The sequence below is a fragment of the Enterobacter sp. QK-SA4 genome (genome assembly GCF_056856775.1).
In genome coordinates, this window is record NZ_JBXFXH010000007.1 from 203,269 (window position 1) to 230,147 (window position 26,879).

15 protein-coding genes, 2 rRNA genes and 1 pseudogene are annotated in these 26,879 nt (G+C 55.9%); 14 read left to right on the forward strand and 4 right to left on the reverse strand.

Going from position 1 to position 26,879, the window contains the following annotated elements:
- Positions 1-32: 32 nt before the first annotated feature.
- The 5 genes from AC1VYI_RS02480 to AC1VYI_RS02500 all read left to right on the forward strand — a co-directional run bounded on the left by AC1VYI_RS02480 (position 33) and on the right by AC1VYI_RS02500 (position 6,246).
- Positions 33-2,937: ribosomal RNA gene (locus AC1VYI_RS02480) — 23S ribosomal RNA — on the forward strand.
- 72 nt (positions 2,938-3,009) lie between these two features.
- Positions 3,010-3,125: ribosomal RNA gene (gene rrf, locus AC1VYI_RS02485) — 5S ribosomal RNA — on the forward strand.
- A 124-nt stretch (positions 3,126-3,249) separates the two neighbouring features.
- Positions 3,250-4,278, forward strand: coding sequence for a UDP-N-acetylmuramate dehydrogenase (gene murB / locus AC1VYI_RS02490; RefSeq protein ID WP_134867040.1), 1,029 nt, complete (start codon positions 3,250-3,252; stop codon positions 4,276-4,278).
- On the forward strand, positions 4,275-5,237 hold the full coding sequence (gene birA, locus AC1VYI_RS02495) for a bifunctional biotin--[acetyl-CoA-carboxylase] ligase/biotin operon repressor BirA (protein WP_126797261.1): 963 nt from the start codon (positions 4,275-4,277) through the stop codon (positions 5,235-5,237). Before murB ends, birA begins: the two co-directional genes overlap by 4 nt.
- Positions 5,238-5,253: 16 nt before the next feature.
- A complete protein-coding gene (locus AC1VYI_RS02500) occupies positions 5,254-6,246 on the forward strand; it encodes a family 8 glycosyl hydrolase (RefSeq protein ID WP_047173989.1) in 993 nt (330 codons plus the stop codon).
- A gap of 48 nt (positions 6,247-6,294) precedes the next feature.
- On the opposite strand, the gene bcsG is transcribed toward AC1VYI_RS02500, so the two are convergent.
- From bcsG to bcsE, 3 genes are read right to left on the reverse strand one after another with little or no spacing between them, the layout of a single operon-like run.
- On the reverse strand, positions 6,295-7,974 hold the full coding sequence (gene bcsG, locus AC1VYI_RS02505; protein ID WP_023309595.1) for a cellulose biosynthesis protein BcsG: 1,680 nt from the start codon (positions 7,972-7,974) through the stop codon (positions 6,295-6,297).
- Positions 7,967-8,164 carry a cellulose biosynthesis protein BcsF gene (gene bcsF / locus AC1VYI_RS02510; RefSeq protein ID WP_024908822.1) on the reverse strand — a complete coding sequence of 66 codons (198 nt, stop codon included), beginning with the start codon at positions 8,162-8,164 and terminating at the stop codon, positions 7,967-7,969. The genes bcsG and bcsF overlap by 8 nt, the downstream gene beginning before the upstream one ends.
- The gene (gene bcsE / locus AC1VYI_RS02515) at positions 8,158-9,720 is read right to left on the reverse strand and encodes a cellulose biosynthesis c-di-GMP-binding protein BcsE (protein ID WP_047743400.1); all 1,563 of its coding nucleotides are present in this window, start codon (positions 9,718-9,720) and stop codon (positions 8,158-8,160) included. The genes bcsF and bcsE overlap by 7 nt, the downstream gene beginning before the upstream one ends.
- 175 nt (positions 9,721-9,895) lie before the next feature.
- Between bcsE and bcsR the strand changes: the two genes are divergently transcribed.
- From bcsR to AC1VYI_RS02560, 9 genes and pseudogenes are all read left to right on the forward strand, one after another.
- The gene (gene bcsR, locus AC1VYI_RS02520; RefSeq protein ID WP_134867041.1) at positions 9,896-10,084 is read left to right on the forward strand and encodes a cellulose biosynthesis protein BcsR; all 189 of its coding nucleotides are present in this window, start codon (positions 9,896-9,898) and stop codon (positions 10,082-10,084) included.
- An 11-nt stretch (positions 10,085-10,095) separates the two neighbouring features.
- Positions 10,096-10,858: pseudogene (gene bcsQ / locus AC1VYI_RS02525) on the forward strand (cellulose biosynthesis protein BcsQ).
- Positions 10,855-13,470, forward strand: coding sequence for a UDP-forming cellulose synthase catalytic subunit (bcsA, locus tag AC1VYI_RS02530; protein WP_045404776.1), 2,616 nt, complete (start codon positions 10,855-10,857; stop codon positions 13,468-13,470). The pseudogene bcsQ and the gene bcsA overlap by 4 nt, the downstream one beginning before the upstream one ends.
- Before the next feature lie 10 nt (positions 13,471-13,480).
- On the forward strand, positions 13,481-15,901 hold the full coding sequence (gene bcsB, locus AC1VYI_RS02535; protein ID WP_134867043.1) for a cellulose biosynthesis cyclic di-GMP-binding regulatory protein BcsB: 2,421 nt from the start codon (positions 13,481-13,483) through the stop codon (positions 15,899-15,901).
- Between the two features lie 6 nt (positions 15,902-15,907).
- Entirely contained in the window at positions 15,908-17,014 is a 1,107-nt protein-coding gene (bcsZ, locus tag AC1VYI_RS02540; protein ID WP_134867410.1) for a cellulose synthase complex periplasmic endoglucanase BcsZ, read from the forward strand.
- Positions 16,996-20,478 (forward strand): cellulose synthase complex outer membrane protein BcsC, encoded by a 3,483-nt coding sequence (gene bcsC / locus AC1VYI_RS02545; RefSeq protein WP_134867044.1) that lies wholly within the window; start codon positions 16,996-16,998, stop codon positions 20,476-20,478. Before bcsZ ends, bcsC begins: the two co-directional genes overlap by 19 nt.
- A 119-nt stretch (positions 20,479-20,597) precedes the next feature.
- Complete coding sequence (gene hmsP, locus AC1VYI_RS02550; protein ID WP_047743411.1) at positions 20,598-22,604, forward strand: biofilm formation regulator HmsP; 2,007 nt, start codon at positions 20,598-20,600, stop codon at positions 22,602-22,604.
- Between the two features lie 159 nt (positions 22,605-22,763).
- On the forward strand, positions 22,764-24,050 hold the full coding sequence (locus AC1VYI_RS02555) for a dicarboxylate/amino acid:cation symporter (protein WP_023309587.1): 1,287 nt from the start codon (positions 22,764-22,766) through the stop codon (positions 24,048-24,050).
- Between the two features lie 227 nt (positions 24,051-24,277).
- Positions 24,278-25,771 (forward strand): M16 family metallopeptidase, encoded by a 1,494-nt coding sequence (locus AC1VYI_RS02560; RefSeq protein WP_134867045.1) that lies wholly within the window; start codon positions 24,278-24,280, stop codon positions 25,769-25,771.
- A gap of 63 nt (positions 25,772-25,834) precedes the next feature.
- Here AC1VYI_RS02560 and kdgK read toward each other — a convergent pair whose 3' ends face one another.
- Positions 25,835-26,764 carry a 2-dehydro-3-deoxygluconokinase gene (gene kdgK / locus AC1VYI_RS02565; protein WP_134867046.1) on the reverse strand — a complete coding sequence of 310 codons (930 nt, stop codon included), beginning with the start codon at positions 26,762-26,764 and terminating at the stop codon, positions 25,835-25,837.
- Positions 26,765-26,879 lie beyond the last annotated feature (115 nt).

Here is a 26,879-nt window from a genome sequence, read left to right on the forward strand (position 1 = left end):
GATGAATCGAAAGAAACATCTTCGGGTTGTGAGGTTAAGCGACTAAGCGTACACGGTGGATGCCCTGGCAGTCAGAGGCGATGAAGGACGTGCTAATCTGCGAAAAGCGCCGGCGAGGTGATATGAACCTTTGACCCGGCGATGTCCGAATGGGGAAACCCAGTGCAATTCGTTGCACTATCGTTAACTGAATACATAGGTTAACGAGGCGAACCGGGGGAACTGAAACATCTAAGTACCCCGAGGAAAAGAAATCAACCGAGATTCCCCCAGTAGCGGCGAGCGAACGGGGAGCAGCCCAGAGTCTGAATCAGCTTGTGTGTTAGTGGAAGCGTCTGGAAAGTCGCACGGTACAGGGTGACAGTCCCGTACACGAAAGCACACAGGCTGTGAACTCGAAGAGTAGGGCGGGACACGTGGTATCCTGTCTGAATATGGGGGGACCATCCTCCAAGGCTAAATACTCCTGACTGACCGATAGTGAACCAGTACCGTGAGGGAAAGGCGAAAAGAACCCCGGCGAGGGGAGTGAAAAAGAACCTGAAACCGTGTACGTACAAGCAGTGGGAGCACCCTTGTGGTGTGACTGCGTACCTTTTGTATAATGGGTCAGCGACTTATATTCTGTAGCAAGGTTAACCGTATAGGGGAGCCGAAGGGAAACCGAGTCTTAACTGGGCGTTAAGTTGCAGGGTATAGACCCGAAACCCGGTGATCTAGCCATGGGCAGGTTGAAGGTTGGGTAACACTAACTGGAGGACCGAACCGACTAATGTTGAAAAATTAGCGGATGACTTGTGGCTGGGGGTGAAAGGCCAATCAAACCGGGAGATAGCTGGTTCTCCCCGAAAGCTATTTAGGTAGCGCCTCGTGAACTCATCTTCGGGGGTAGAGCACTGTTTCGGCTAGGGGGCCATCCCGGCTTACCAACCCGATGCAAACTACGAATACCGAAGAATGTTATCACGGGAGACACACGGCGGGTGCTAACGTCCGTCGTGAAGAGGGAAACAACCCAGACCGCCAGCTAAGGTCCCAAAGTCATGGTTAAGTGGGAAACGATGTGGGAAGGCACAGACAGCCAGGATGTTGGCTTAGAAGCAGCCATCATTTAAAGAAAGCGTAATAGCTCACTGGTCGAGTCGGCCTGCGCGGAAGATGTAACGGGGCTAAACCATGCACCGAAGCTGCGGCAGCGACGCGTATGCGTTGTTGGGTAGGGGAGCGTTCTGTAAGCCGTTGAAGGTGTGCTGTGAGGCATGCTGGAGGTATCAGAAGTGCGAATGCTGACATAAGTAACGATAAAGCGGGTGAAAAGCCCGCTCGCCGGAAGACCAAGGGTTCCTGTCCAACGTTAATCGGGGCAGGGTGAGTCGACCCCTAAGGCGAGGCCGAAAGGCGTAGTCGATGGGAAACAGGTTAATATTCCTGTACTTGGTGTTACTGCGAAGGGGGGACGGAGAAGGCTATGTTAGCCGGGCGACGGTTGTCCCGGTTTAAGCATGTAGGCGGAGGTTCCAGGTAAATCCGGTACCTTTTAACGCTGAGGTGTGACGACGAGGCACTACGGTGCTGAAGTAACAAATGCCCTGCTTCCAGGAAAAGCCTCTAAGCATCAGGTAACACGAAATCGTACCCCAAACCGACACAGGTGGTCAGGTAGAGAATACCAAGGCGCTTGAGAGAACTCGGGTGAAGGAACTAGGCAAAATGGTGCCGTAACTTCGGGAGAAGGCACGCTGATATGTAGGTGAAGCCCCTGCGGGTGGAGCTGAAATCAGTCGAAGATACCAGCTGGCTGCAACTGTTTATTAAAAACACAGCACTGTGCAAACACGAAAGTGGACGTATACGGTGTGACGCCTGCCCGGTGCCGGAAGGTTAATTGATGGGGTTAGCGGCAACGCGAAGCTCTTGATCGAAGCCCCGGTAAACGGCGGCCGTAACTATAACGGTCCTAAGGTAGCGAAATTCCTTGTCGGGTAAGTTCCGACCTGCACGAATGGCGTAATGATGGCCAGGCTGTCTCCACCCGAGACTCAGTGAAATTGAACTCGCTGTGAAGATGCAGTGTACCCGCGGCAAGACGGAAAGACCCCGTGAACCTTTACTATAGCTTGACACTGAACACTGGTCCTTGATGTGTAGGATAGGTGGGAGGCTTTGAAGCGTGGACGCCAGTCTGCGTGGAGCCGTCCTTGAAATACCACCCTTTAATGGCTGGTGTTCTAACGTAGACCCGTGATCCGGGTTGCGGACAGTGTCTGGTGGGTAGTTTGACTGGGGCGGTCTCCTCCCAAAGAGTAACGGAGGAGCACGAAGGTTAGCTAATCCTGGTCGGACATCAGGAGGTTAGTGCAATGGCATAAGCTAGCTTGACTGCGAGAGTGACGGCTCGAGCAGGTGCGAAAGCAGGTCATAGTGATCCGGTGGTTCTGAATGGAAGGGCCATCGCTCAACGGATAAAAGGTACTCCGGGGATAACAGGCTGATACCGCCCAAGAGTTCATATCGACGGCGGTGTTTGGCACCTCGATGTCGGCTCATCACATCCTGGGGCTGAAGTAGGTCCCAAGGGTATGGCTGTTCGCCATTTAAAGTGGTACGCGAGCTGGGTTTAGAACGTCGTGAGACAGTTCGGTCCCTATCTGCCGTGGGCGCTGGAGAATTGAGGGGGGCTGCTCCTAGTACGAGAGGACCGGAGTGGACGCATCACTGGTGTTCGGGTTGTCATGCCAATGGCACTGCCCGGTAGCTAAATGCGGAAAAGATAAGTGCTGAAAGCATCTAAGCACGAAACTTGCCCCGAGATGAGTTCTCCCTGACCCTTTAAGGGTCCTGAAGGAACGTTGAAGACGACGACGTTGATAGGTCGGGTGTGTAAGCGCAGCGATGCGTTGAGCTAACCGATACTAATGAACCGTGAGGCTTAACCTTACAACGCCGAAGCTGTTTCGGCGAAGAGACGACACAATCAAATTTCAGCCTGATACAGATTAACAGAATTTGCCTGGCGGCTTTAGCGCGGTGGTCCCACCTGACCCCATGCCGAACTCAGAAGTGAAACGCCGTAGCGCCGATGGTAGTGTGGGGTCTCCCCATGTGAGAGTAGGGAACTGCCAGGCATCAAATAAGTAGAGAGGCCATCCGAAAGGATGGCCTTTTTGCGTTTATACGCTGCACAAACTAATCCCCCAACGCCCTGCTTATACGGTAAACTACCTGCGTTTTTGCATCAGGATAGCGTCTATGAACCACTCCCTTAAGCCCTGGAATACCTTTGGCATTCAACGCAATGCTAAACAAATTGTACGTGCCGATACTGCACAGCAACTGCTGGATGCATGGCAAAGCGCAACTGAAAATAACGAACCCGTACTGATTCTGGGCGAAGGAAGTAATGTCCTGTTTCTCGATGATTTTGCGGGAACGGTAATCGTTAACCGCATCATGGGGATTGATGTTGAAGAGCGTGCCGATAGCTGGCACCTGCACGTGGGGGCCGGTGAAAACTGGCATCATCTGGTGCAATTCACCCTCGAAAAAGGGATGCCGGGCCTGGAAAACCTTGCGCTTATTCCAGGCTGCGCCGGATCGTCACCAATTCAAAACATCGGTGCCTACGGCATCGAACTGAAACATGTCTGCGAATATGTCGACTGCATCGAACTGGCGACCGGAACGGCTAAACGTTTAACGGCGGAACAGTGCCAGTTTGGCTATCGTGACAGTATCTTCAAACATGAATATCAGGATCGCTACGTGATTGTCGCCGTGGGTCTGTGCCTGTCGAAGAACTGGCAGCCCGTGTTGACCTACGGGGATTTAACGCGTCTCGATCCGGCTACCGTAACCGCCCGCGACGTTTTTGATTCCGTTTGCCATATGCGGATGACCAAACTTCCCGATCCAAAAGTAAACGGAAACGCTGGAAGCTTCTTCAAAAACCCGGTTATCAGCAGCGAAAATGCAAAAATCTTTCTTGAAGGATGGCCAGCCGCGCCACATTACCCTCAGGCGGATGGCAGCGTGAAGCTTGCCGCGGGATGGCTTATCGATCAATGCCAGCTTAAAGGCACTTCAGTAGGCGGTGCTGCCGTTCACCAGCAGCAGGCTCTGGTGCTGATTAATCAACGCGATGCGACCAGCGATGATGTTGTACAGCTGGCTCATTATGTTCGTCAACGTGTGGGCGAAAAATTTAACGTCTGGCTGGAGCCAGAAGTTCGCTTCATTGGCTGCACAGGTGAAGTTAATGCCGTGGAGACTATCGCGTGAAGGACAATACCATTCCCTTAACCCTGATTGGCATCCTTGCTGACGGTGAGTTTCATTCTGGCGAGCAACTGGGTGAACAGCTTGGCATGAGCCGTGCTGCTATCAATAAACATATCCATACGCTTCGCGACTGGGGTGTTGATGTGTTCACGGTTCCTGGAAAAGGCTACAGCCTGCCGGAGCCGATTCAATTGCTGAATGAAGAAACGATCCGCAGCCAGATCGGACACGGCAATGTTGCGGTGCTGCCGGTGATTGATTCGACGAACCAGTATCTTCTGGATCGTTTGCCTGAGCTGACATCCGGCGATGCCTGCGTTGCTGAATATCAACAGGCCGGTCGCGGCCGTCGCGGTCGCAAATGGTTTTCGCCATTTGGCGCTAACCTCTATTTGTCTATGTACTGGCGACTCGATCAGGGCCCGGCCGCTGCTATTGGCCTGAGTCTGGTCATCGGCATCGTCATGGCGGAAGTGCTGCACGATTTGGGGGCGGATAAGGTACGTGTTAAGTGGCCTAATGACCTCTACCTCAACGATCGTAAACTTGCCGGCATTCTGGTCGAACTGACGGGAAAAACGGGCGATGCGGCGCAAATCGTCATTGGCGCAGGCCTCAACATGGTGATGCGCAATGTACAAAATGATGTGGTGAATCAGGCCTGGACTAACCTCCAGGAGGCGGGGATCGTCATCGATCGTAACACCCTTGCCGTGCGTATGATTAAAGAGTTGCGCAGTTCACTCACGCTTTTTGAGCAGGAAGGGCTGGCACCGTTCCTGTCTCGTTGGGAAAAGCTGGATAACTTCATTAACCGCCCGGTGAAACTGCTGATTGGTGATAAAGAGATCTACGGGACTTCACGCGGTATTGACGCACAGGGCGCGCTGCTCCTGGAGCAGGATGGCGTGATTAAACCCTGGATGGGCGGTGAGATTTCACTGCGAAGTGCCGAATAACCGGATCGAGTTAATTATGCGAAAACCCGTGTGCGCAACGCTGGCCGTCATGATGAGTCTGCTGTTCTCGCCTCTCTCTCATGCGGATCGGGCCTGGGAGAGTTACAAGGCCCGCTTTTTCAAACCGGAAGGCCGTATTGTTGATACCGGTAATGGCGGCGTGTCGCATACGGAAGGTCAGGGTTTTGCCATGCTGATGGCGGTGGCCAACGACGATAAAGCCACGTTCGATAAGCTCTGGCAATGGACAGACAGTCAGCTGAAGAACAAAGAAAATGGTCTGTTTTACTGGCGCTATAATCCCGCAGAGTCCAACCCGGTCGCCGACAAAAACAACGCTGCCGATGGCGACGTGCTGATTGCCTGGGCGTTGCTGAAAGCCGACGCCCGCTGGCATGACAAACGCTACAGCGCCGCATCGGATGCAATTACAAAAGCACTGATTGACCACAGCGTGATCCGCTATGCCGGTTACCGCGTAATGCTGCCCGGCGTCCAGGGGTTTAAGCTTGAGGGTGAAGTGGTCCTCAATCCTTCCTATTTCGTGTTTCCGGCCTGGCAGGCCTTCTCCAGACGCAGTCATTTGCCGGTCTGGCGCGATTTGATTAAGGACGGGAAACGCCTGCTGGGGAAAATGGGTTCGGGTAAAGCGAATCTGCCCACTGACTGGGTTTCACTGGCATCAGGTGGCAAGCTGGCTCCTGCAAAAGGCTGGCCACCGCGAATGAGCTATGACGCGATTCGTGTTCCGCTGTACGTTGCCTGGTCTGATAAGCAAAGCCCGCTGCTGACGCCGTGGAAGGCCTGGTTCGGACAGTTCCCCCGGGAACAAACGCCCGCCTGGGTTAACGTGACGACCAACGAATATGCGCCCTACATGATGGAAGGCGGCCTGCTGGCTGTACGTGATTTCACGATGGGGCAGTCTTCCGGTGAACCCGAAATCACCGCTAAAGACGACTACTATTCAGCAAGTCTGAAAATGCTGGTGTGGATCGCCCAGCAATAATGTCGACATTGTCCCTCTCCCCGATGGGAAGAGGGACGTCATACCGTGTTACTGCGGATACGGTACCCAATCCCCGCCGTTCAGGCGAACGTAAGGTTTGTTTTGATACTGAATGACGACCGCGTTAGCGTTCTCTGAGACTTCTGCCGTTTGCGGCAGTTTGCTGGTGAGCTGATCCCAGTTCACGCTATCTTCCACAAACAGCTTCCCGTCAACGGCGCGGGCAACCAGTTCTGAGATCGCCAGATAGCTGGTTGGCTGTGTAATCTCAATCGGTGCGCCCTGATGCGGTGCCTTCATCCCAAAGAATTTAATGCCTGCAGGCACGTTAGTGATGGACGGGCTTGGGATATCACGCAGACCCGACACCTGCATTCTGTCACCTTTCAGCGCACCACCGTGCTCAGGCACCACAACCACCATCACTTTACGGCCTGATTTTTCCAGCTCCGTGAAGAACGCGTCCAGCTCGTCAAAGAACTTCTGCGCACGCACTTTATAATCAGCCGTTTTGCTCACGCCCGGGAAATGGTTACCGTCGTGGAGCGGCAGGGTGTTAAAGAACGTCGCGCTGCGCGGATTACTGTCTTTTTCGATGGTCTGCAGCCAGCGCTGCAGGACGGCAGTATCGTCATAAACGGGCGAACCGTCGAAGCCCAGCAGAGAGACAGGAAGACCGGTTTGATCCATCAGCGGTGCCTGCATGCCGCCCTGTTCGCGCACCTCTTTCAGGAAGTTACCGAACTGGCCGTTATGCCCCAGCATCAGGTGCTGCGTAAAGCCCAGCTTTGCGAGGTTATCGAACAGATAACACTGGTTGCCGGCGGGTTGATACAGGTTTTTATGCGATGTCTGACCGCAGCTTGCACGCAGCAGGCGGATCGCCGCCGGGCCGCTGTACGAGGTGGCAGAGTTGAAATCTTTAAACTGAATATCGAAGTGTGACCACAGCGGATGAGACATCAAACCGGCGGCGTCCACGTCGGCCCAGGAGAGAGAGCAGATATTGATCACCAGCAGTTCAAACGGCTGAGCATCCGCCGGCAGCGCATCCGGGAATTTAGTCTGTCGCTTGTCTTCCGCGGTATAGAAACTGGAGAGCCAGGCGTTCAGGTTGGTTGAGGTCGGCGGTGCGGTCTGGGTTGGGATATCGCCCACCACAGGCGTATCGCCTGCTGTTGTGACGGTTGCCGCCGCGCTTCCCCCTGTGGTAGTCACCGTGGTGGTCGGTTGACCGGCAGGCCACAGCGAAAAGTTCGGCCCAGCCAGCGTCAGCACGTTAAGCCAGATCATAATCGCGACGACAAACACCGTGACGCGGATCCACTGTGACAGGAACAGCCAGGCAACCAGCAGCACAAACACCGCGCCAATCATCTGCCAGTTAATAAAGCGCTCGGTCAGATCGAGGACATAGCTGGCGCTAAAGCCCGCCACCTGCGACCCCTGGCTCATAATGCTGTCCGGCCCCGGTAGCCAGGTATCATGCCAGAACAGCGCAAAGCCGACAGGTATAGCGACCCAGTGGCGCAAGCGATGTAGCCTGATATTCGGTAGCGGCATCAGCAGGAAGGCCATAAACACCAGGTTGAGAAGGGGATGGAAATTCAGATAGCCTGCCCACAGCAGGCCAAACTTCACCAGAAAGTAGAAGTTCCAGCCGGAAAGGCCGCGCCAGTATTGCCAGAGCGGCGAGGGTGACGAAGCGGTATAGGTAGAATTAGTCATGCTTTCGGTCTGCCTTGACGTGTGATGCCCGTGTCAGTGTTCCGGCTGGTTTTACATAGCGAGGTTTAATAAACAGCACTCTGGCCGTATCACGGATACGGCGTATGGAATGGCGCGCATAGTAGCCAAGCGGGAAAAAGATCAGCGCACAGAATATAACCAGTTGAATGATATCGCTGATGTTCATGATGATGCGTTCTCCGCGTTGTCTGTTAATAAGCGAAGGGGTTCCGGAACCCGACGCCAGACGTGTCCATCATGTCTGGCATTGAGGATCGGTTTGGCATCGCTCTTGATTGCGAGCGGTTTGGCCCATTGTTCAGGCTGGAGCGCACGCATCTGCACCAGCTCCGCGCTAATCGTATTATCTTCGAACCAAATCATACGGTTCGAGAAAATATCCCCTGTAGGCAGGGGGAAGATGTGGTTAAGCGCCGTATCGAGATCGTTTACCCGGCAGAAGGACAAAAACAGCACCAGGCGATTGTCGCCAATGGTCATGATGTCCCCTGTACGGTTCGGGCGACATAGGGTGAGAGCCTGTTCAACGCGAATACCCGGTACAGGACGCAGGGCAACCATAACCCCTTTTCCATCAGCAGGTAGAAGCGTGTTGTTCATCATGTTGCCCACGGCGTCGCAGAAGGTATCCCATTTTTGGTAACCACGCAGTTTCATCGGCTGCGTCATGGAGAGCAGCGTGGAAATATCTTCCGGTACGTGGCGGCTAAACTGCTGGCCCTGAACGCTTTCGATAAGCGTCAGGCAGCGTGACAACGGCGCATTCCATGGAATAACCATATTGGCGCCGCAGCCCAGAAGCAGGCGCTCATCGGTGGCGCGCAGGCTGGTATTATTTTCGCGCACGATGATTTTCAACGCACTTCCGCGCTGGCGGCGTAAGGTGTGGATTTGCCGTGCCAGCGTCTCAATCTGGTTATTCTGCATCAGCGAGAAAATAAGAGTTGCCGCCTGGGTTGTGCGGGCTTCATGGAAAAGGGCTTCGTTAGATTCAAACAGCGTCCAGTTTTCCGACAGGGCGGGTGCCCCCTCTAAAACCGCGATATGGCTCAGGATGCGTTTTTCATCACTGCGCGGCTGCACCACGGTTTCTTCCTGCTGCGCCAGGTGCCACACGCCCTCGATATGTTTCAGCGTAAGCTGTTGCCTGGCACTCACGCCTTTTTCATTACACCAGAAGGCAATATCGTAGAGATAGCTGCCTGCCTGGTCACGAACGCTTGCCAGACCGAACAGGGAGCGATATTCGCCCATTAAAAGTGAAAACAGCTTGTCATTATTACTGCCGGGATTGACTATCAATAGCGTGCAATTTTGAAATTTTGCCCATTTATTGATTTTTTCCAGCCACGGCAGCAGTTTTTCAGCGGGCATATTTTGCAGGACGTTATTTGCGCATTTCAGAATCACTAAATAGTGATCGGGATCAATAGAGCACTGAACGTCGCGGGACAAAAAGTATAGACTATCGGCTTCCGATGTCATGGAAAATAATCGCACCGTCTGGGGGCCGCGACCACTTTCGAGCGTAATAATTTTCTTCGGATCTTCGCCCATGCTAATGACGGCCACGCGGGAATCCTTATCCTGAGCAGCAATTGTCTGGTTTACCAGACTGATAGCATCTTCATTACGGTCCGTATTAATCCACCAGACTCCTCCGACTGGCATGTGGCTCAATTCGTCCCATAATGACTGGATGCCAATAGAAAATATGGAGTCCACGGTGTCCCTCTTTTCGTCTAATTTATCTGTATCTCAGTTTACTAGCGAAAGCATAGAAATAAACCTAACATTGAAATTAAAGAACATCAGATTTAGCATGTAAATGAAATTTGTCAGGGCAGGAGGCTCCGCAACTTCTTTAGCGTGCGATTTTCCTTAAAGGGATGGAAAAAGAATGGATAATAACGAACCTGTAACCCCAGTCGACTCGACTCTGGGTTACACATTCCAAAACGATTTTCTGGCGCTGACGCAGGCCTTTTCTTTACCTGAAATAGATTACACCGATATTTCCCAGCGGGAACAGTTGGCCGCGGCTATTAAACGCTGGCCGTTATTAGCTGAATTCGCCCATCAACAATAAGGGAGCCATTGATGGCCATACTCGGATTACAGGGTGTCCGTGGCGGTGTGGGTACCACATCAGTTACCGCGGCGCTGGCGTGGTCATTACAGCTTTTAGGTGAATCGGTGCTGGTTATTGACGCCTGCGCCGATAATTTGTTGCGTATGTCGTTTAACGTCGACTTTTCTCGTGAAGAGGGCTGGGCCCGGGCACTGCTTGATGATAAAGACTGGCAGGATGCAGGGATGCGCTCTACCTCCCAGCTCGATCTGCTGCCGTTTGGGCAACTGACCACCACGGAACGCGAGAATGAAGCCGCGTATCAGCGCCTGTTTTCGCAATTCACGCTGGCGCTGCAAACCCTGAAAGAAAAGGGACACTACAAGTGGATCCTGCTGGATCCTGCTGGATCTGCCGCACGGCGCCGGCACGCTGACCCGACAGCTTATCGCCCAGTGCGATCATATACTTTCCATCGTCAACGTCGATGCGAACTGCCATATCCGCCTGCATCAGCAGGGGCTGCCTCAGAACGCTCATCTTCTGATTAACGATTTGCGCATTGGCAGCCAGATTCAGGACGATCTGTATCAGGTCTGGCTGCAAAGCCAGCGTCGTCTGCTTCCTATTGTCATCCATCGTGATGAGGGGATGGCGGAATGCCTTGCGTCTAAGCAACCGCTCGGCGAATACCGCAGCGATTCACTGGCGGCAGAAGAGATCCTGACGCTGGCTAACTGGTGTCTGCTGAACTTCGCCAACAGGGCGGAGCATGCAGGGAGTTCTGTATGAGTCGTCTCGCCAGCTGGTTACTCATCCCACCGGTCAGTTCGCGTTTGAGCGAACATTACCGGCATTTCCGCCGGCACGGTGCTTCGGCATTTAGCGCCGCGCTCGGCTGCTTCTGGATGATTCTGGCCTGGATGTTTATTCCACTCGAACACCCGCGCTGGCAGCGCATACGTGCCCGGCACGGTGAGCTATATCCGCACATTAATCCCAACCGGCCGCGTCCTTTGGATCCGGCGCGCTATCTCATTCAGGCCATCTGGCTGGTGGTCACGTCATCCCGCTCAGAGAAAATAACGCCGCACTGGCGCAGCTTCTCCCGCGTCCAGCAGTTACGTGAGCGCTACCACCAGTGGCTGGACAGACTGCCCAACAGCGTAAGTGATAAGACCAGCCATCTGGATAACCATAAAGAGCTCGGGCATCTTCATCCGGGCCTGCGGCGTTTTATCCTCGGCGTGATCGTCGTGTTCTCGCTTATTCTGGCGCTGGTCTGTATTACGCAGCCTTTCAACCCTCTGGCGCAGTTCACCTTCCTGATCCTGCTGTGGGGCGTGGCGCTGCTGGTCCGCCGTATTCCGGGCCGCTTCTCGGCGCTGATGCTGATTGTGTTGTCATTGACCGTCTCCTGTCGCTACATCTGGTGGCGTTATACCTCAACCCTGAACTGGGACGACCCGGTCAGCCTGGTATGCGGCCTGGTGCTGCTATTTGCCGAAACCTACGCCTGGATCGTGCTGGTGCTGGGCTATTTCCAGGTCATTTGGCCGCTCAACCGCCAGCCGGTTCCGCTGCCAAAAGACACCGCGCAGTGGCCGTCTGTTGATCTCTTTGTACCAACCTACAACGAAGATCTGAGCGTGGTGAAAAACACCATTTATGCCGCGCTGGGCATCGACTGGCCGAAAGACAAGCTCAAGGTCTGGATCCTGGATGACGGCAACCGTCCGGCGTTCCGCCAGTTCGCAGAGGAGGTTGGCGTCGAGTACATCGCCCGTCCGACTCACGAGCATGCGAAAGCCGGGAACATCAACAACGCGTTGAAGTATGCCACAGGAGAGTTTGTCTCGATCTTTGACTGTGACCACGTGCCGACGCGCTCGTTCCTGCAGATGACCATGGGCTGGTTCCTGAAGGAGAAAGAGCTGGCGATGATGCAGACGCCGCACCACTTCTTCTCGCCAGATCCGTTTGAACGTAACCTTGGCCGCTTCCGCAAAACCCCGAACGAAGGCACGCTGTTCTATGGCCTGGTGCAGGACGGGAACGACATGTGGGATGCCACCTTCTTCTGCGGTTCCTGTGCGGTTATCCGCCGTAAGCCGCTGGATGAAATTGGCGGTATCGCCGTCGAAACGGTCACTGAAGATGCGCACACCTCTCTGCGCCTGCACCGTCGTGGCTATACCTCGGCGTATATGCGTATTCCGCAGGCTGCCGGTCTGGCAACGGAGTCTTTGTCGGCGCACATTGGTCAGCGTATTCGCTGGGCGCGCGGCATGGTGCAGATTTTCCGTCTCGATAACCCACTGATTGGGAAAGGGCTCAAGCTGGCGCAACGTCTCTGCTACGTCAACGCCATGTTCCACTTCTTATCCGGTATTCCGCGGCTGATCTTCCTGACCGCGCCGCTGGCGTTCCTGCTCCTTCACGCTTATATCATCTACGCCCCGGCGCTGATGATTGCGCTGTTTGTTCTGCCGCACATGATCCACGCGAGCCTGACGAACTCGAAGATACAGGGTAAATACCGCCACTCCTTCTGGAGTGAAATCTACGAAACGGTGCTGGCCTGGTACATCGCGCCGCCGACGATGGTGGCGCTGATTAACCCGCACAAAGGGAAATTCAACGTCACCGCGAAGGGCGGCCTGGTGGAAGAAGAGTACGTCGACTGGGTGATCTCCCGGCCGTATATCTTCCTGGTGCTGCTGAATATCGTTGGCGTCATCGCCGGTATCTGGCGTTACTTCTACGGCCCGGAAAACGAAATCCTGACCGTCTTTGTGAGTATGGCCTGGGTCTTCTACAACCTGATTATCCTCGGCGGCGCGGTAGCGGTGTCGGTGGAGAGTAAACAGGTCCGTCGTGCGCATCGCGTTGAAATCTGCATGCCTGCGGCGATCGCCCGTGAAGATGGCCATCTCTTCTCCTGTACCGTGCACGACTTCTCTGACGGTGGTCTGGGGATCAAAATCAACGGCCAGGCGAAGGTGCTGGAAGGCCAGAAAGTTAACCTGCTGCTTAAGCGCGGCCAGCAGGAGTATGTCTTCCCGACGCAGGTTGTGCGCGTGGCGGGCAATGAAGTCGGTTTGCAGCTGATGCCGTTGACCAAAAAGCAACATATCGATTTTGTGCAGTGTACGTTTGCCCGCGCGGATACGTGGGCTCTCTGGCAGGACAGCTTCCCGGAAGATAAACCTCTGGAAAGCCTGCTGGATATTCTGAAGCTGGGGTTCCGTGGCTATCGTCACCTTGCAGAATTCGCCCCGTCGTCGGTGAAATTAATTTTCCGGTCACTTACTTCGCTGGTTTCCTGGGTCGTGTCGTTCATTCCTCGTCGTCCTGAGCGGGATGAGGCGAAGCAGGCGGACCCGGTTATGGCTCAACAATGATGATAACGCGATGAAAACAAAACTTTCCTGGTTATGTGCAGTGGCAATGGGGATGAATGTCCTCCCCGCAACAATGGCTAACGCAGCTCCTGATAACGCAGCGGCAACGCCTGCGCCAACGGTACCTGTCGTCGCGCAGGCAACCGATCCGGTTGTCACCGCGGCACCTGGTCAAACAGAAAATATCGTGCCGAACCAGCCAACGGAGGGGAACACCCTGCCGGCAGACGGCCAGGTCATCGGGCAGGTGATGCCTGGCGTCCGGGGGGCGAATGCGCCCGTCGTTGCGGACAATGCGCCGTCGCGGGACGTGAAGCTGACCTTCGCGCAAATTGCACCGCCTCCGGGCAGTATGGTGCTGCGCGGCATCAACCCTAACGGCGGCATTGAGTTTGGCATGCGCAGCGATGAGGTCGTCTCTAATGCGGTGCTGAACCTGGAATACACGCCGTCCCCGTCCCTGCTGCCGACGCAGTCTCAGCTGAAGGTTTACCTGAATGATGAGCTGATGGACGTACTGCCGGTCACCAAAGAGCAGCTGGGCAAGAAAACCCAGGCTCAGGTGCCGATCAACCCGCTGTTCATCACCGACTTTAACCGTATCCGTCTGGAATTTGTCGGTCACTACCGCGACGTCTGCGAAAACCCGGCCAGCAACACGCTGTGGATGGACGTCGGACGTAACTCCTCGCTGCAGATGACCTACCAGTCGCTGGCGCTGAAAAACGATCTCTCGGCATTCCCGGTTCCTTTCTTCGATCCGCGTGATAACCGTCCGCTCACGCTGCCGATGGTGTTTGCATCATCCCCGGACGTGACCGAGCAGCTGGCGGCCACCATTGTGGCGTCCTGGTTTGGTTCACGTGCTGGCTGGCGTGGACAGAGCTTCCCGGCGATGTATGACAAACTGCCGGACAGAAATGCCATTGTGTTTGCGACCAACGCGAAACGCCCGGCCTTCCTGCGCGATCATCCGGACGTCAAAGCGCCAACCGTTGAGATGATAAGCCACCCGGAAAACCCGTACGTGAAGCTGCTGGTGGTCTTTGGCCGCGACGATAAAGATCTGGTGCAGGCCGCAAAAGCCATTGCCCAGGGCAACGTCCTGTTCCGCGGCAACAGCGTGGTGGTGGATGAGGTGAAACCGCTGCTGGCGCGTAAACCTTATGATGCGCCAAACTGGGTGCGTACCGACCGTGCGGTGACATTTGGCGAGCTGAAAACCTATGAAGAACAGCTGCAGGCGACGGGGCTTGAGCCAGCGCCGATTAGCCTGTCACTGAATCTGCCGCCGGATCTGTATCTGCTGCGCACCAACGGCATTGATATCAATCTGAACTACCGCTATACCGCGCCAGCGACCAAAGACAGCTCGCGCATGGATATCAGCCTGAACAACCAGTTCCTGCAATCGTTTAGCCTGCAAAGCACGCAGGATACTAACCGCCTGATGCTTCGCCTGCCGGTGTTGCAGGGGCTGCTGGACGGTAAAACGGATGTCTCCATCCCGGCACTGAAGCTCGGCGCGATAAACCAGCTGCGCTTTGACTTCCAGTACATGAACCCGATGCCTGGCGGCTCGGCGGAAAACTGCATCACCTTCCAGCCTGTACAGAACCACGTTGTGATTGGCGATGAGTCGACCATCGACTTCTCGAAGTACTATCACTTCCTGGCGATGCCGGATCTGCGCGCTTTTGCTAACGCGGGCTTCCCGTTCAGCCGCATGGCCGATCTTTCTGAGTCCATCGTAGTAATGCCAAAAGCGCCAACTGAAGGGCAGGTAACGACCCTGCTGGATACCATGGCGACCGTTGGAGGACAGACGGGATTACCGGCGATTAACGTCACGTTGACGGACGATGGCAGCCAGATTCAGAACAAAGACGCGGACATCATGGTGATCGGTACCATTCCGGACAAGCTGAAGGATGACAAACGCATCGATCTGCTGGTGAAAGCGGCCCAGTCCTGGGTTAACACGCCGCTGCGCCAGACCGAGTTCCCGAGCATTATGCCGGATGTGAACGACCGTCAGGCCAGCGCGCAGACGACCGTAACGTCTCAGGGGGCAATGGCCGCGGTGGTGGGCTTCCAGTCACCTTACAACGAACAGCGTAGCGTGGTGGCTCTCCTGGCGGATAGCCCGCGCGGGTATGAACTGCTCAATACGGCCATGAACGACAGCGGTAAACGTGCCGCGATGTTTGGTTCCGTTTCGGTGATCCGTGAGTCCGGCGTCAATAGCCTGCGCGTGGGCGACGTGTACTACGTGGGCCATCTGCCGTGGTTCGAACGCCTGTGGTATGCGCTGGCTAACCATCCGGTTCTGCTCGCCATCCTGGCGGCGGTCAGCGTGGTCTTGCTGGCATGGGTGCTGTGGCGTCTGCTGCGAATCATCAGCCGTCGTCGTCTGAACCCGGATGAGTAAGATGTGATGAAAGCCTTTCGCTGGTGTGTATTAGCAGCGGTGATGCTGGCGGCGCTTCCTCTTCGCGCCGCCTGTACCTGGCCTGCCTGGGAGCAGTTTAAAAAGGACTACATCAGTGAGGGCGGGCGTGTCGTTGATCCCAGCGACACGCGCAAAATTACGACCTCGGAAGGGCAAAGCTACGCCTTGTTCTTTGCCCTTGCGGCGAACGATCGCAGCGCGTTTGACCAGCTGCTGACCTGGACGCGAGATAATCTTGCCAGCGGCAATCTCAACGACAACCTGCCCGCCTGGCTATGGGGCCAGAAAGATAAAGAGACGTGGGCGGTGATTGATACCAACTCCGCCTCTGACGCCGATGTCTGGATCGCCTGGTCTCTGCTCGAAGCGGGCCGGTTGTGGAAACATCCGGACTATACCCGCACGGGTAAGGCGCTGCTGAAACGCATTGTCAGTGAGGAAGTGGTGAAAGTGCCGGGGCTCGGCGCAATGCTGCTTCCCGGTAAAGTCGGTTTTGCCGATGAAAACGTCTGGCGTTTTAACCCCAGCTATCTTCCTCCGCAGCTAGCGAGTTATTTCACGCGTTTTGGTACCCCGTGGACCCAGCTTCGTGAAACCAATCAGCGTCTGCTGCTGGAGAGCGCGCCGAAAGGTTTTTCGCCGGACTGGGTTCAGTATCAGAAAAACAAAGGCTGGCGGTTACAGCAGGATAAATCGCTGGTGGGCGGCTACGATGCCATCCGCGTTTATCTCTGGGTGGGAATGATGAGTGATAAAGATCCTCAGAAAGCCCGGCTGCTGACGCGCTTTCAGCCGATGGTGGCAAAGACAATGAAACGGGGTGTGCCGCCGGAGAAAGTGGATGTGGCGACGGGTAAACGCACCGGGAATGGTCCGGTCGGGTTCTCTGCCGCCATGCTGCCGTTTTTACAACAACGTGATGCCCAGGCGGTTCAGCGCCAGCGCGTTGCAGACCATTTTCCCGATAATAATGCCTATTACAGCTACGTGCTGACTCTCTTTGGGCAAGGATGGGATCAGCATCGTTTTCGCTTCACCGCAAAAGGTGAATTAATACCGGATTGGGGCCAGGAATGCGCAAGTTCACAGTAAATCTACTCACTTTATCGCTTGGCCTGGCACTGATGCCGATGGCTGAGGCCGCCAACTCTCCGCAGCAGAAACAGCTGCTGGAACAGGTTCGGCTGGGCGAATCGACACAGCGTGAGGATTTGGTTCGTCAGTCGCTTTATCGTCTGGAGCTGATTGACCCGAACAACCCTGACGTCATTGCCGCACGCTTTCGCTACCTGCTGCGCCAGGGCGATAACGCCGGTGCGCAAAAAGAGCTGGATCGTCTGAAAGGGATCGCGCCGGGCTCAAGTGCATACCAGTCATCACGCAACACGATGCTGCTGTCCACCCCGGATGGCCGCCAGCAGCTCCAGCAGGCGCGTTTGCTCGCCACAACGGGACACACGCAGGAGGCGATTGCAGCCTATGACAAGCTGTTTGACGGCAACCCGCCGGGCGGCGACGTGGCGACGGAATACTGGAATGTGGTCGCGAAAGATCCTGCTCGCCGGAATGCGGCCATTAACCAGCTCAAGAAAATCAACACCAGCAGCCCCGGAAATACGCAGCTGCAGGCGACGCTGTCCCAGCTTTTGTTCCAGAGCGGACGCCGTGATGAAGGCTTTGCGGTATTGCAGGAGATGGCTAAATCGACCAACGGGCGCAGCCAGGCGTCTGATATGTGGTATGACCAAATCAAAGGCCAGCCTGCCAGCAGCGCCAGCGTCAGCGCGCTGCAAAAATACCTGAGCATATTCAGCAGTGGTGATAGCGTCGTGGCGGCGCGTGCCCAGCTCGAAGAACAGCAAAAACAGCTCGCTGACCCGGCGTTCCGCGCGAAAGCGGAAGGGCTGGCGGCGGTGGATGCCGGGCAGGGGAGTAAGGCGGTGGCTGAGCTGCAAAAAGCCGTCAGCGCCAACCATGCCGACAGTGAAGCGGTAGGCGCCCTTGGCCAGGCCTATTCCCAGAAAGGCGACCGCGCCCGCGCGGTGGCGCAGTTTGAAAAGGCGATAGCCCTCGATCCCCAGAGCGATAACCGGGGTAAATGGGACAGTTTGCTGAAGGTCAACCGCTACTGGCTGCTGATCCAGCAGGGCGATGCGGCCCTGAAGGCGAATAACCCTGCGCAGGCGGAGCGTTACTATCAGCAGGCGCGCGGTATCGACAATACCGACAGTTATGCCGTGCTGGGGCTGGGCGATGCCGCCGCGGCGCGTAAAGATAACGACGCGGCGGAACGTTACTATCGCCAGGCGCTGCGTATGGACAGCGGCAACAGCAATGCGGTCCGCGGCCTGGCCAATATTTACCGTGCCCAGTCCCCGGAGAAGGCCTCGCAGTTTATCCAGTCTCTCTCCGCCAGCCAGCGCCGGAGCATTGATGATATTGAACGCAGCCTGACCAACGAGCAGCTCTCCGCTCAGGCAGAACAGCTGGAAAATCAGGGGAAATACGCCCAGGCGGCAGAGATTCAGCGTCGTCGTCTGGCGCTCTCTCCCGGCGACGTGTGGATAACCTATCGTCTCTCGCGCGATCTCTACAGCGCGGGTCAGCGCAGCCAGGCGGATACCCTGATGCGTCAACTTGCCAGACAGAAACCGTCCGACCCGGATCAGGTGTACGCCAGCGGGCTCTATCTTTCCGGCAACGATCAGGACCGCGCCGCGCTGGCGCATCTGGACACGCTGCCGCGCAGCCAGTGGAACGGCAATATTCAGGAACTTGCCGACCGCCTGCAAAGCAACCAGGTGCTGGAAACCGCCAACCGTCTGCGCGACAGCGGCAAAGAGCAGGAGGCGGAAAACCTTCTGCGTCAGCAGCCGACCTCCACCCGCATCGACCTGACGCTGGCGGACTGGGCGCAGCAGCGCGGCGATCTGGCGTCGGCGAAAACGACGTACAGCGCCGTTCTGCAGCGTGAACCGCAGAACGAAGACGCGATCCTCGGCCTGACCGAGATTTACAGCGCGCAGGGTGACAAAGATGCCGCGCGCGCAGAGCTGGCGAAATTGCCCGCCGCGCAAAACGGCCAGCCGCTGTCGCTCAACATGCAGCGCCGGATCGCGATGGCGCAGGCAGGCCTGGGCGATTCCGCCGCCGCAGAACAGACCTTCAACAAAATCATTCCGCAGGCTAAATCGCAGCCCGGCTCCATGGAAAACGCGCTGGTGTTACGTGATGCCGCGCGTTTCCAGGCGCAAAACGGTCAGCCTCAGCAGGCGCTGGAAACCTATAAAGACGCGATGGTGTCGACGGGCATCACCACGACGCGTCCGGCCGACAACGACAGTTTCACTCGTCTGACGCGTAACGATGAAAAGGACGACTGGCTGAAGCGCGGCGTGCGCAGTGATGCCGGTGACTTGTACCGTCAGCAGGATGTTAACGTCACGCTGCAGCACGACTACTGGGGTTCCAGCGGAACGGGCGGCTATTCCGACCTGAAAGCGCACACCACCATGCTGCAGGTGGATGCCCCGCTGTCTGACGGGCGCATGTTCTTCAGAAGCGATCTGGTCAACATGGACGCCGGTTCATTTGATAACAATAACGGGACCTACGATCCAAAATGGGGGACCTGCTACGAAACGCCGTGTAGCGGCAACACCCATCAGTCCGACAATGGCGCAAGCGTCGCCGTCGGCTGGCAGAATAAAACCTGGGCGATGGATATTGGCACTACGCCAATGGGCTTTGACGTCGTCGACGTGGTGGGCGGTATCAGCTACAGCAGCGATCTGGGCCCCATCGGCTATACCGTTAACGCCCATCGCCGCCCAATCTCCAGCTCCCTGCTGGCGTTCGCCGGGCAAAAAGATACTAACACCGGCACCACCTGGGGCGGCGTACGTGCCACCGGTGGCGGCGTAAGCATGAGCTATGACAAAGGGGAAGCGAACGGCGTCTGGTCAAGCCTGAACGCGGAAACGCTGACGGGTAAAAATGTGGAAGATAACTGGCGCGTCCGCTGGATGACGGGTTACTACTACAAGCTCATTAATAAAAACAACGAGCGCCTGACGGTCGGCGTCTCCAATATGCTCTGGCACTATGACAAAGACCTGAGCGGTTATACCCTGGGTCAGGGCGGCTACTACAGCCCGCAGGAGTATGTCTCCTTCGCACTACCGGTGACCTGGCGTAAACGCACGGAGAACTGGTCCTGGGAACTGGGTGGCTCGGTGTCCTGGTCTCACTCTAAAACCAAAGACGAGCTGCGCTACCCGATTCAGAACCTGATCCCGACCGATGAGCCAGACCGCTATACCGACCGGGGCGCGATGGAAACCGGCAGCAGCTCCTCAGGCACGGGTTATACCGCGCGGGCCATTATCGAACGCCGCGTAACGTCCAACTGGTTTGTGGGCATGGGCGTGGATATTCAGGAAGCGAAAGACTATACCCCAAGCCATGCGCTGATCTATGTGCGTTACTCTGCTGCAGGCTGGCAGGGCGATATGGACTTACCGCCGCAGCCGCTTATCCCTTACGCGGACTGGTAATCGGATTTTCCTTAATCCATTTGTAAGTCTCTCTTAATAGCGCGGCAATCGGGTATACTCAGGCGCGCCAGGTTTACACCCTGGCGCGCCCTGCGCTTCGAGTTTTGTGGAGAGTCATTTTGCGTGTCAGCCGTTCCTTAACAATCAAACAGATGGCGATGGTTTCTGCCGTCACCATGCTGTTTGTACTGCTCTTCTGCGTAATTTTGCTGTTTCATTCCGTACAGCAGAATCGCTATAACACGGCTTCGCAGTTAGAAAGTATCGCCCGCTCGGTGCGCGGCCCGCTCTCTGCCTCTATCCTGAAAGGGGATATTCCCGAAGCGGAAACCATTTTAAAACGCATTCAGCCTGCTGGCGTCGTGAGCCGCGCCGATGTGGTCTTGCCCAACCAGTTTCAGGCGCTGCGGATGAGCTTTATCCCGGAGCGTCCCGTCCCGATGATGGTGATGCGCCTGTTTGAACTGCCGGTGCAAATTTCGCTGCCCGTTTATTCGCTCGAACGCCCTGCCAACCCGCAGCCGCTGGCCTACCTGGTATTACAGGCGGACTCCTACCGCATGTATAAATTCGTCATGAGCTGGGTGGTTACGTTAGTGACCACTTGCTTACTTATGACGCTTATTCTCAGCGTGGCGCTCACCTGGTGCATTAACCGGCTGATTGTTCATCCGCTGCGCCGTATCGCCCGCGAGCTGAATACGCTTGCGCCGCAGGATCAGATGGGGCATCAGCTTGAGCTCCCGCGTCTGCATCATGACGATGAGATAGGTATGCTGGTGCGCAGCTACAACCTCAACCAGCAGCGCATCCAGCGCCAGCAGGATGAGTTAAACAGCAGCGCCACGCGCTTCCCGGTGTCGGAGCTTCCTAATAAAGCCTTCCTGATGGCGATGCTGGAGCAGACCGTTGCTCGTCAGCAAACTACGGCGCTGATGGTTATCGCCTGTGAAACCCTGCAGGACACGGCTGGCGTGCTCAAGGAGAGCCAGCGCGAAATGCTGCTGCTGACTCTGGTCGAAAAAGTGAAGTCTGTCCTGGCCCCGCGCATGGTGCTGACCCAGGTCAGCGGTTACGACCTGGTGGTGATTGCCAACGGCGTAAAAGAACCCTGGCATGCGATCACTTTAGGTCAGCAAGTACTCACTGTCATTAATGAGCGGTTGCCCATTCAGGGTATCCAGCTTCGTCCAAGCGCCAGTATCGGTATTGCGATGTACTATGGCGATTTAACGGCAGAGCAGCTTTATCATCGCGCGTTCTCGGCGGCATTCACCGCCCGGCGCAAAGGCAAAAATCAGATCCAGTTCTTCGCGCCGGAAGAGATGGAAAAGGCGCAGCAGCGCCTGACAGAAGAGAGCGACATCCTGACCGCGCTGGATAACCGCCAGTTTGCCCTCTGGCTACAGCCGCAGGTGAATTTGCTGACGGGAGAAGTGAAAAGCGCCGAGGCACTGCTGCGCGTGCAGCAGCCGGATGGCTCATGGGAGCTGCCGGAAGGGCTGATTGAGCGCATTGAGTCCTGCGGCCTGATGGTTACCGTCGGCTACTGGGTGCTGGAAGAGTCCTGCCGTCAGCTTGCCGCCTGGCAGGAGCGCGGCGTGACGCTGCCGCTGTCGGTCAATTTGTCTGCCCTGCAGCTTATGCACCCGACCATGGTTTCAGAGATGCTGGAGCTGATCCATCGTTACCGAATCAAGCCTGATACGTTAACTCTTGAAGTGACGGAGAGCCGACGCATCGACGACCCTAATCAGGCGGTCGCGATCCTGAAACCGCTGCGTAATGCCGGCATTCGCATCGCGCTGGACGATTTTGGCATGGGGTACGCCGGGCTGCGTCAGCTTCAGCACATGAAAACCCTTCCGGTGGATGTGCTCAAAATTGATAAAGCGTTTGTCGACGGTCTGCCGGGCGACAGCAGCATGGTGCAGGCGATTATCCAGATGGCGCGCAGCCTCAATCTGCATCTTATTGCCGAGGGAATTGAAACCGAAGCGCAACGCGCCTGGCTGGCAGAGGCGGGCGTGGAGAGCGGACAAGGCTTCCTTTTTGCCCCTGCTGTTCCTTCGGATGTCTTTGAAGAACGATACCTTTCTGGTGCTGACAATAACGCAAAAGTGTAATTTTGTTGCTGGCTTGTGCGAGCCAGCTCAAAGTTCTTAACATTTGTGTTTCAAATTTGAACTGAGTTTATTTCTGTCCTGTTATGTGGGTGTTATTTTAAAGCCGCAGGTTAACCATAACCTTACAAAGCCTGTGGTTTTTCTTCCCAAGGACACCTTATGAAAACCTCACTCTTCAAAAGTCTTTATTTCCAGGTCCTGACAGCCATCGCCATCGGTATTCTGCTGGGTCACTATTACCCTGAGCTGGGCGCGCAAATGAAACCGCTTGGCGACGCGTTCGTTAAGCTCATTAAAATGGTCATCGCTCCGGTGATCTTCTGTACCGTCGTGACGGGCATCGCTGGCATGGAAAGCATGAAGGCGGTCGGTCGTACCGGTGCAGTGGCGCTTCTCTATTTTGAAGTGGTCAGTACCCTTGCGCTGATTATCGGTCTGATCATCGTCAACGTGGTGCAGCCGGGCGCGGGGATGAACGTAGACCCGTCAACGCTGGATGCCAAAGCGGTCGCGGTGTATGCCGAGCAGGCGAAGGATCAGGGCGTGGTGGCATTCCTGCTGGACGTAATCCCGGGCAGCGTCATTGGCGCGTTCGCCAGCGGAAACATCCTGCAGGTTCTGCTGTTTGCCGTGATGTTTGGTTTTGCCCTGCACCGTCTGGGCAGCAAAGGCCAGCTTATCTTTAATGTGATCGAAAGCTTCTCGCAGGTTATTTTCGGCATCATCAATATGATCATGCGCCTGGCGCCGATTGGTGCTTTCGGCGCGATGGCCTTTACCATCGGTAAGTATGGCGTCGGTACGCTGGTGCAGCTGGGTCAGCTGATTATCTGCTTCTATATCACCTGTATCCTTTTTGTGGTCGTGGTGCTGGGCTCCATCGCCCGCGCGACGGGTTTCAACATCTTCAAATTTATCCGTTACATCCGCGAAGAGCTGCTGATTGTTCTGGGGACCTCCTCTTCAGAATCGGCGCTGCCGCGTATGCTCGACAAGATGGAAAAGCTGGGGTGCCGTAAATCGGTGGTCGGGCTGGTGATCCCGACGGGCTACTCCTTCAACCTGGACGGTACCTCGATATACCTGACGATGGCGGCCGTGTTTATCGCTCAGGCGACCAACAGCCATATGGATATTTTCCACCAGATTACCCTGCTGGTGGTGCTCCTGCTCTCTTCTAAAGGCGCTGCAGGGGTCACGGGCAGCGGATTTATCGTGCTGGCTGCTACTATTTCCGCTGTGGGTCACCTGCCGGTGGCGGGTCTGGCGTTGATTCTCGGTATTGACCGCTTCATGTCAGAGGCGCGTGCGTTAACCAACCTGGTGGGTAACGGCGTGGCAACGGTGGTGGTGGCGAAATGGGTGAAAGAGCTGGATCACAAAAAGCTCGACGATACTCTGAATAATCGTTCAACTGACAGCAAAAATCCTGGCTTAACCTCTTAATCTTGTCACAAATGCCCGTATTCCCTTGTCGGGATGCGGGCTCCTGCGCATAATAACTGTTCGTACCTGTCATAATTCGACAAGATTTTTTTTGGGTATATTTCACTTCTGACCGTGACGTTTTGCCGAACGCGCGGTCTAATCGACGTGTTTTCATCGTCATCTTTAAGAGTGAAGCGCGTCGCGAAACACTCTTTTTTAACCAGGAATGTTGATCAGGGGTTCACATGCAGGGCACAAAAATTCGACTCTTAACCGGCGGTTTGCTGATGATGGCAGCAGCCAGTTATGTGCAGGCAGATGCGCTCCAGCCAGACCCGGCCTGGCAACAAGGGACATTAGCGAACGGTTTTCAGTGGCAGGTTTTAGCCACTCCGCAACGTCCCAGTGACCGTGTAGAAATCCGTCTGTCCATTAATACCGGTTCCCTCGCGGAAAGCACTCAGCAAACCGGTTTTAGCCATTTTATTCCCCGGCTGGCGCTCACGCAGAGCGGCAGCCTGCAAGCGGTTCAGGTGCGTTCGCTTTGGCAGCAGGCCATCGATCCGAAACGCCCGCTCCCTCCGGCGGTGGTCTCGTATGACTACACCATGTTTAACCTGAGCCTGCCTAATAACCGTAACGATCTGCTAAAAGAAGCACTTACGTATCTCTCCGATGCCTCTGGCAATCTGGCGATTACGCCGGACACCGTCAACTATGCGCTGAGCAACAGCGATATGGTGGCGACCTGGCCTGGAGATACCAAAGAGGGCTGGTGGCGTTACCGCCTGAAAGGCTCAACGTTACTGGGACATGACCCGGCCGAACCGCTGAAACAGCCGGTAGACGCCGAACAGGTAAAATCGTTCTACCAGAAGTGGTACACCCCGGATGCGATGACGCTGATCGTGGTCGGTAACGTGGACAGCCGCGCGGTGGTGGAGCAGATCAACAAAGCATTTGGTGATTTGAAAGGCAAGCGTGAAACACCAGCCCCTGTTCCGACGCTCTCTCCGCTGCGTGCAGAGCCTGTCAGCATTATGACGGACGCCGTGCGTCAGGATCGCCTCTCCGTCATGTGGGATAACGCCTGGCAGCCCATCCGCGAGTCCGCGGCGATGCTGCGCTACTGGCGTGCCGATCTGGCGCGTGAAGCGCTGTTCTGGCACGTTCAGCAGACGCTGAGCAAGAACAACGTGAAGAATATCGGTCTTGGCTTTGACTGCCGCGTGCTGTTCCAGCGTGCGCAGTGCGCCATCAACGTTGAGTCGCCGGGCGATAAGCTGAATGCCAATCTGGGCGTGGTCGCAAAAGAACTGGCAAAAGTGCGTAAAGAGGGGCTTTCCGAAGAGGAATTCAACGCTCTCGTGGCGCAGAAAAAACTCGAGCTGCAGAAGCTGTTTGCGACCTACGCTCGCGCCGATACCGACATTCTGATCAGCCAGCGTATTCGCTCTCTGCAGAACCAGGTGGTGGACATTGCGCCGGAACAGTACCAGAAACTGCGTCAGGACTTCCTGAACGGTCTGACCGTCGATATGCTCAATCAGGACCTCCGTCAGCAGCTGTCGCAGGAGATGGCGTTGATCCTCCTGCAGCCGAAGGGCGAGCCGGAATATGACATGAAGGAACTTCAGAAAACCTGGGATTCCATTATGGCTACCGCGCCGCAGCCAGCGCAGGCCGCCACGTCCGATGATTTACATCCGGACGCGACGGATATTCCGCAGGGGCAGTAATGCTTAAACATTCCCTCTCCCTGTGGGAGAGGGTTAGTGTGAGGGCATCAGCCCGCACCTGACTTAAACAGGCATCGCCTCGCGCGGAATAATCGCCCCGCGATACTGAATCACCGTGCTGGCCGTCAGGTGACCACGCTGTGCCGCCGCTTCCGGCGTTCCACCCGTCAGCCTTACTGCCAGATAGCCCGCGCTGAATGAATCACCGGCCGCCGTGGTATCAATCACTTTCTCTTTGGCAAGCTTCACCGCCGGCACGTCAACCAGCGCTTCGCCCGCCACCGCGACCAGGCATGAATCCGCCCCGCGCTTAATCACCACTTCGCTCACGCCTGCCGCCTGCGTGCGTGCAATCACCTCCTCTACCGGTTTCTCACCCCACAGGGCGTCTTCATCGTCGAGCGTGAGGAAGGCGATGTCGGTGCACTGCAGCATCTGCTGATAGACCTGCTGCGTCTCTTCGCGGCTGGCCCACAGGCGCGGGCGGTAGTTGTTATCGAAAATAACCTTGCCGCCGTTTGCACGGCATTCTCGCAGCAGCGAGAGCAGCTTTTCACGGCTGGTAGGGCTCAGGATCGCCAGGCTAATGCCGCTCAGATAGAGGTAGTCAAAGGTCGCGAGCTCTTCGCAGATGGCCGCTGCCGCGTCGCTCTCCAGCCAGAATTTGGCCGCGGCTTCGTTACGCCAGTAATAAAACGTGCGTTCGCCGGTGCTGTCGGTTTCGATGTAATAAAGCCCAGGGAGGCGGTTCTCCATACGCTGAATCAGCGACGTTTCAACATGTTCACTCTGCCAGGCCTCCAGCATTTGCTGGCTGAAGCTGTCCGTGCCCAGGGCGGTCACGTAGTTCACGGTAAGCGCCTCAGGTGCAACCTGACGGGCAATATAAACGGACGTGTTTAACGTATCGCCACCAAATCCGCGGCTGACTTCCGCGCCTTTTTGTGACAGCTCAATCATGCATTCGCCAATCACGGCAATTTTTTTGGACATAGTCGTGAACCTGAACAGAAGAATTATCAGCAGTGTGCGCTGAGTGAATTAACCGGTCAACTATATTAAAACAACGTTCCATTATTTTATTTGAGCCAGCGCGTGTTCCCGCGCA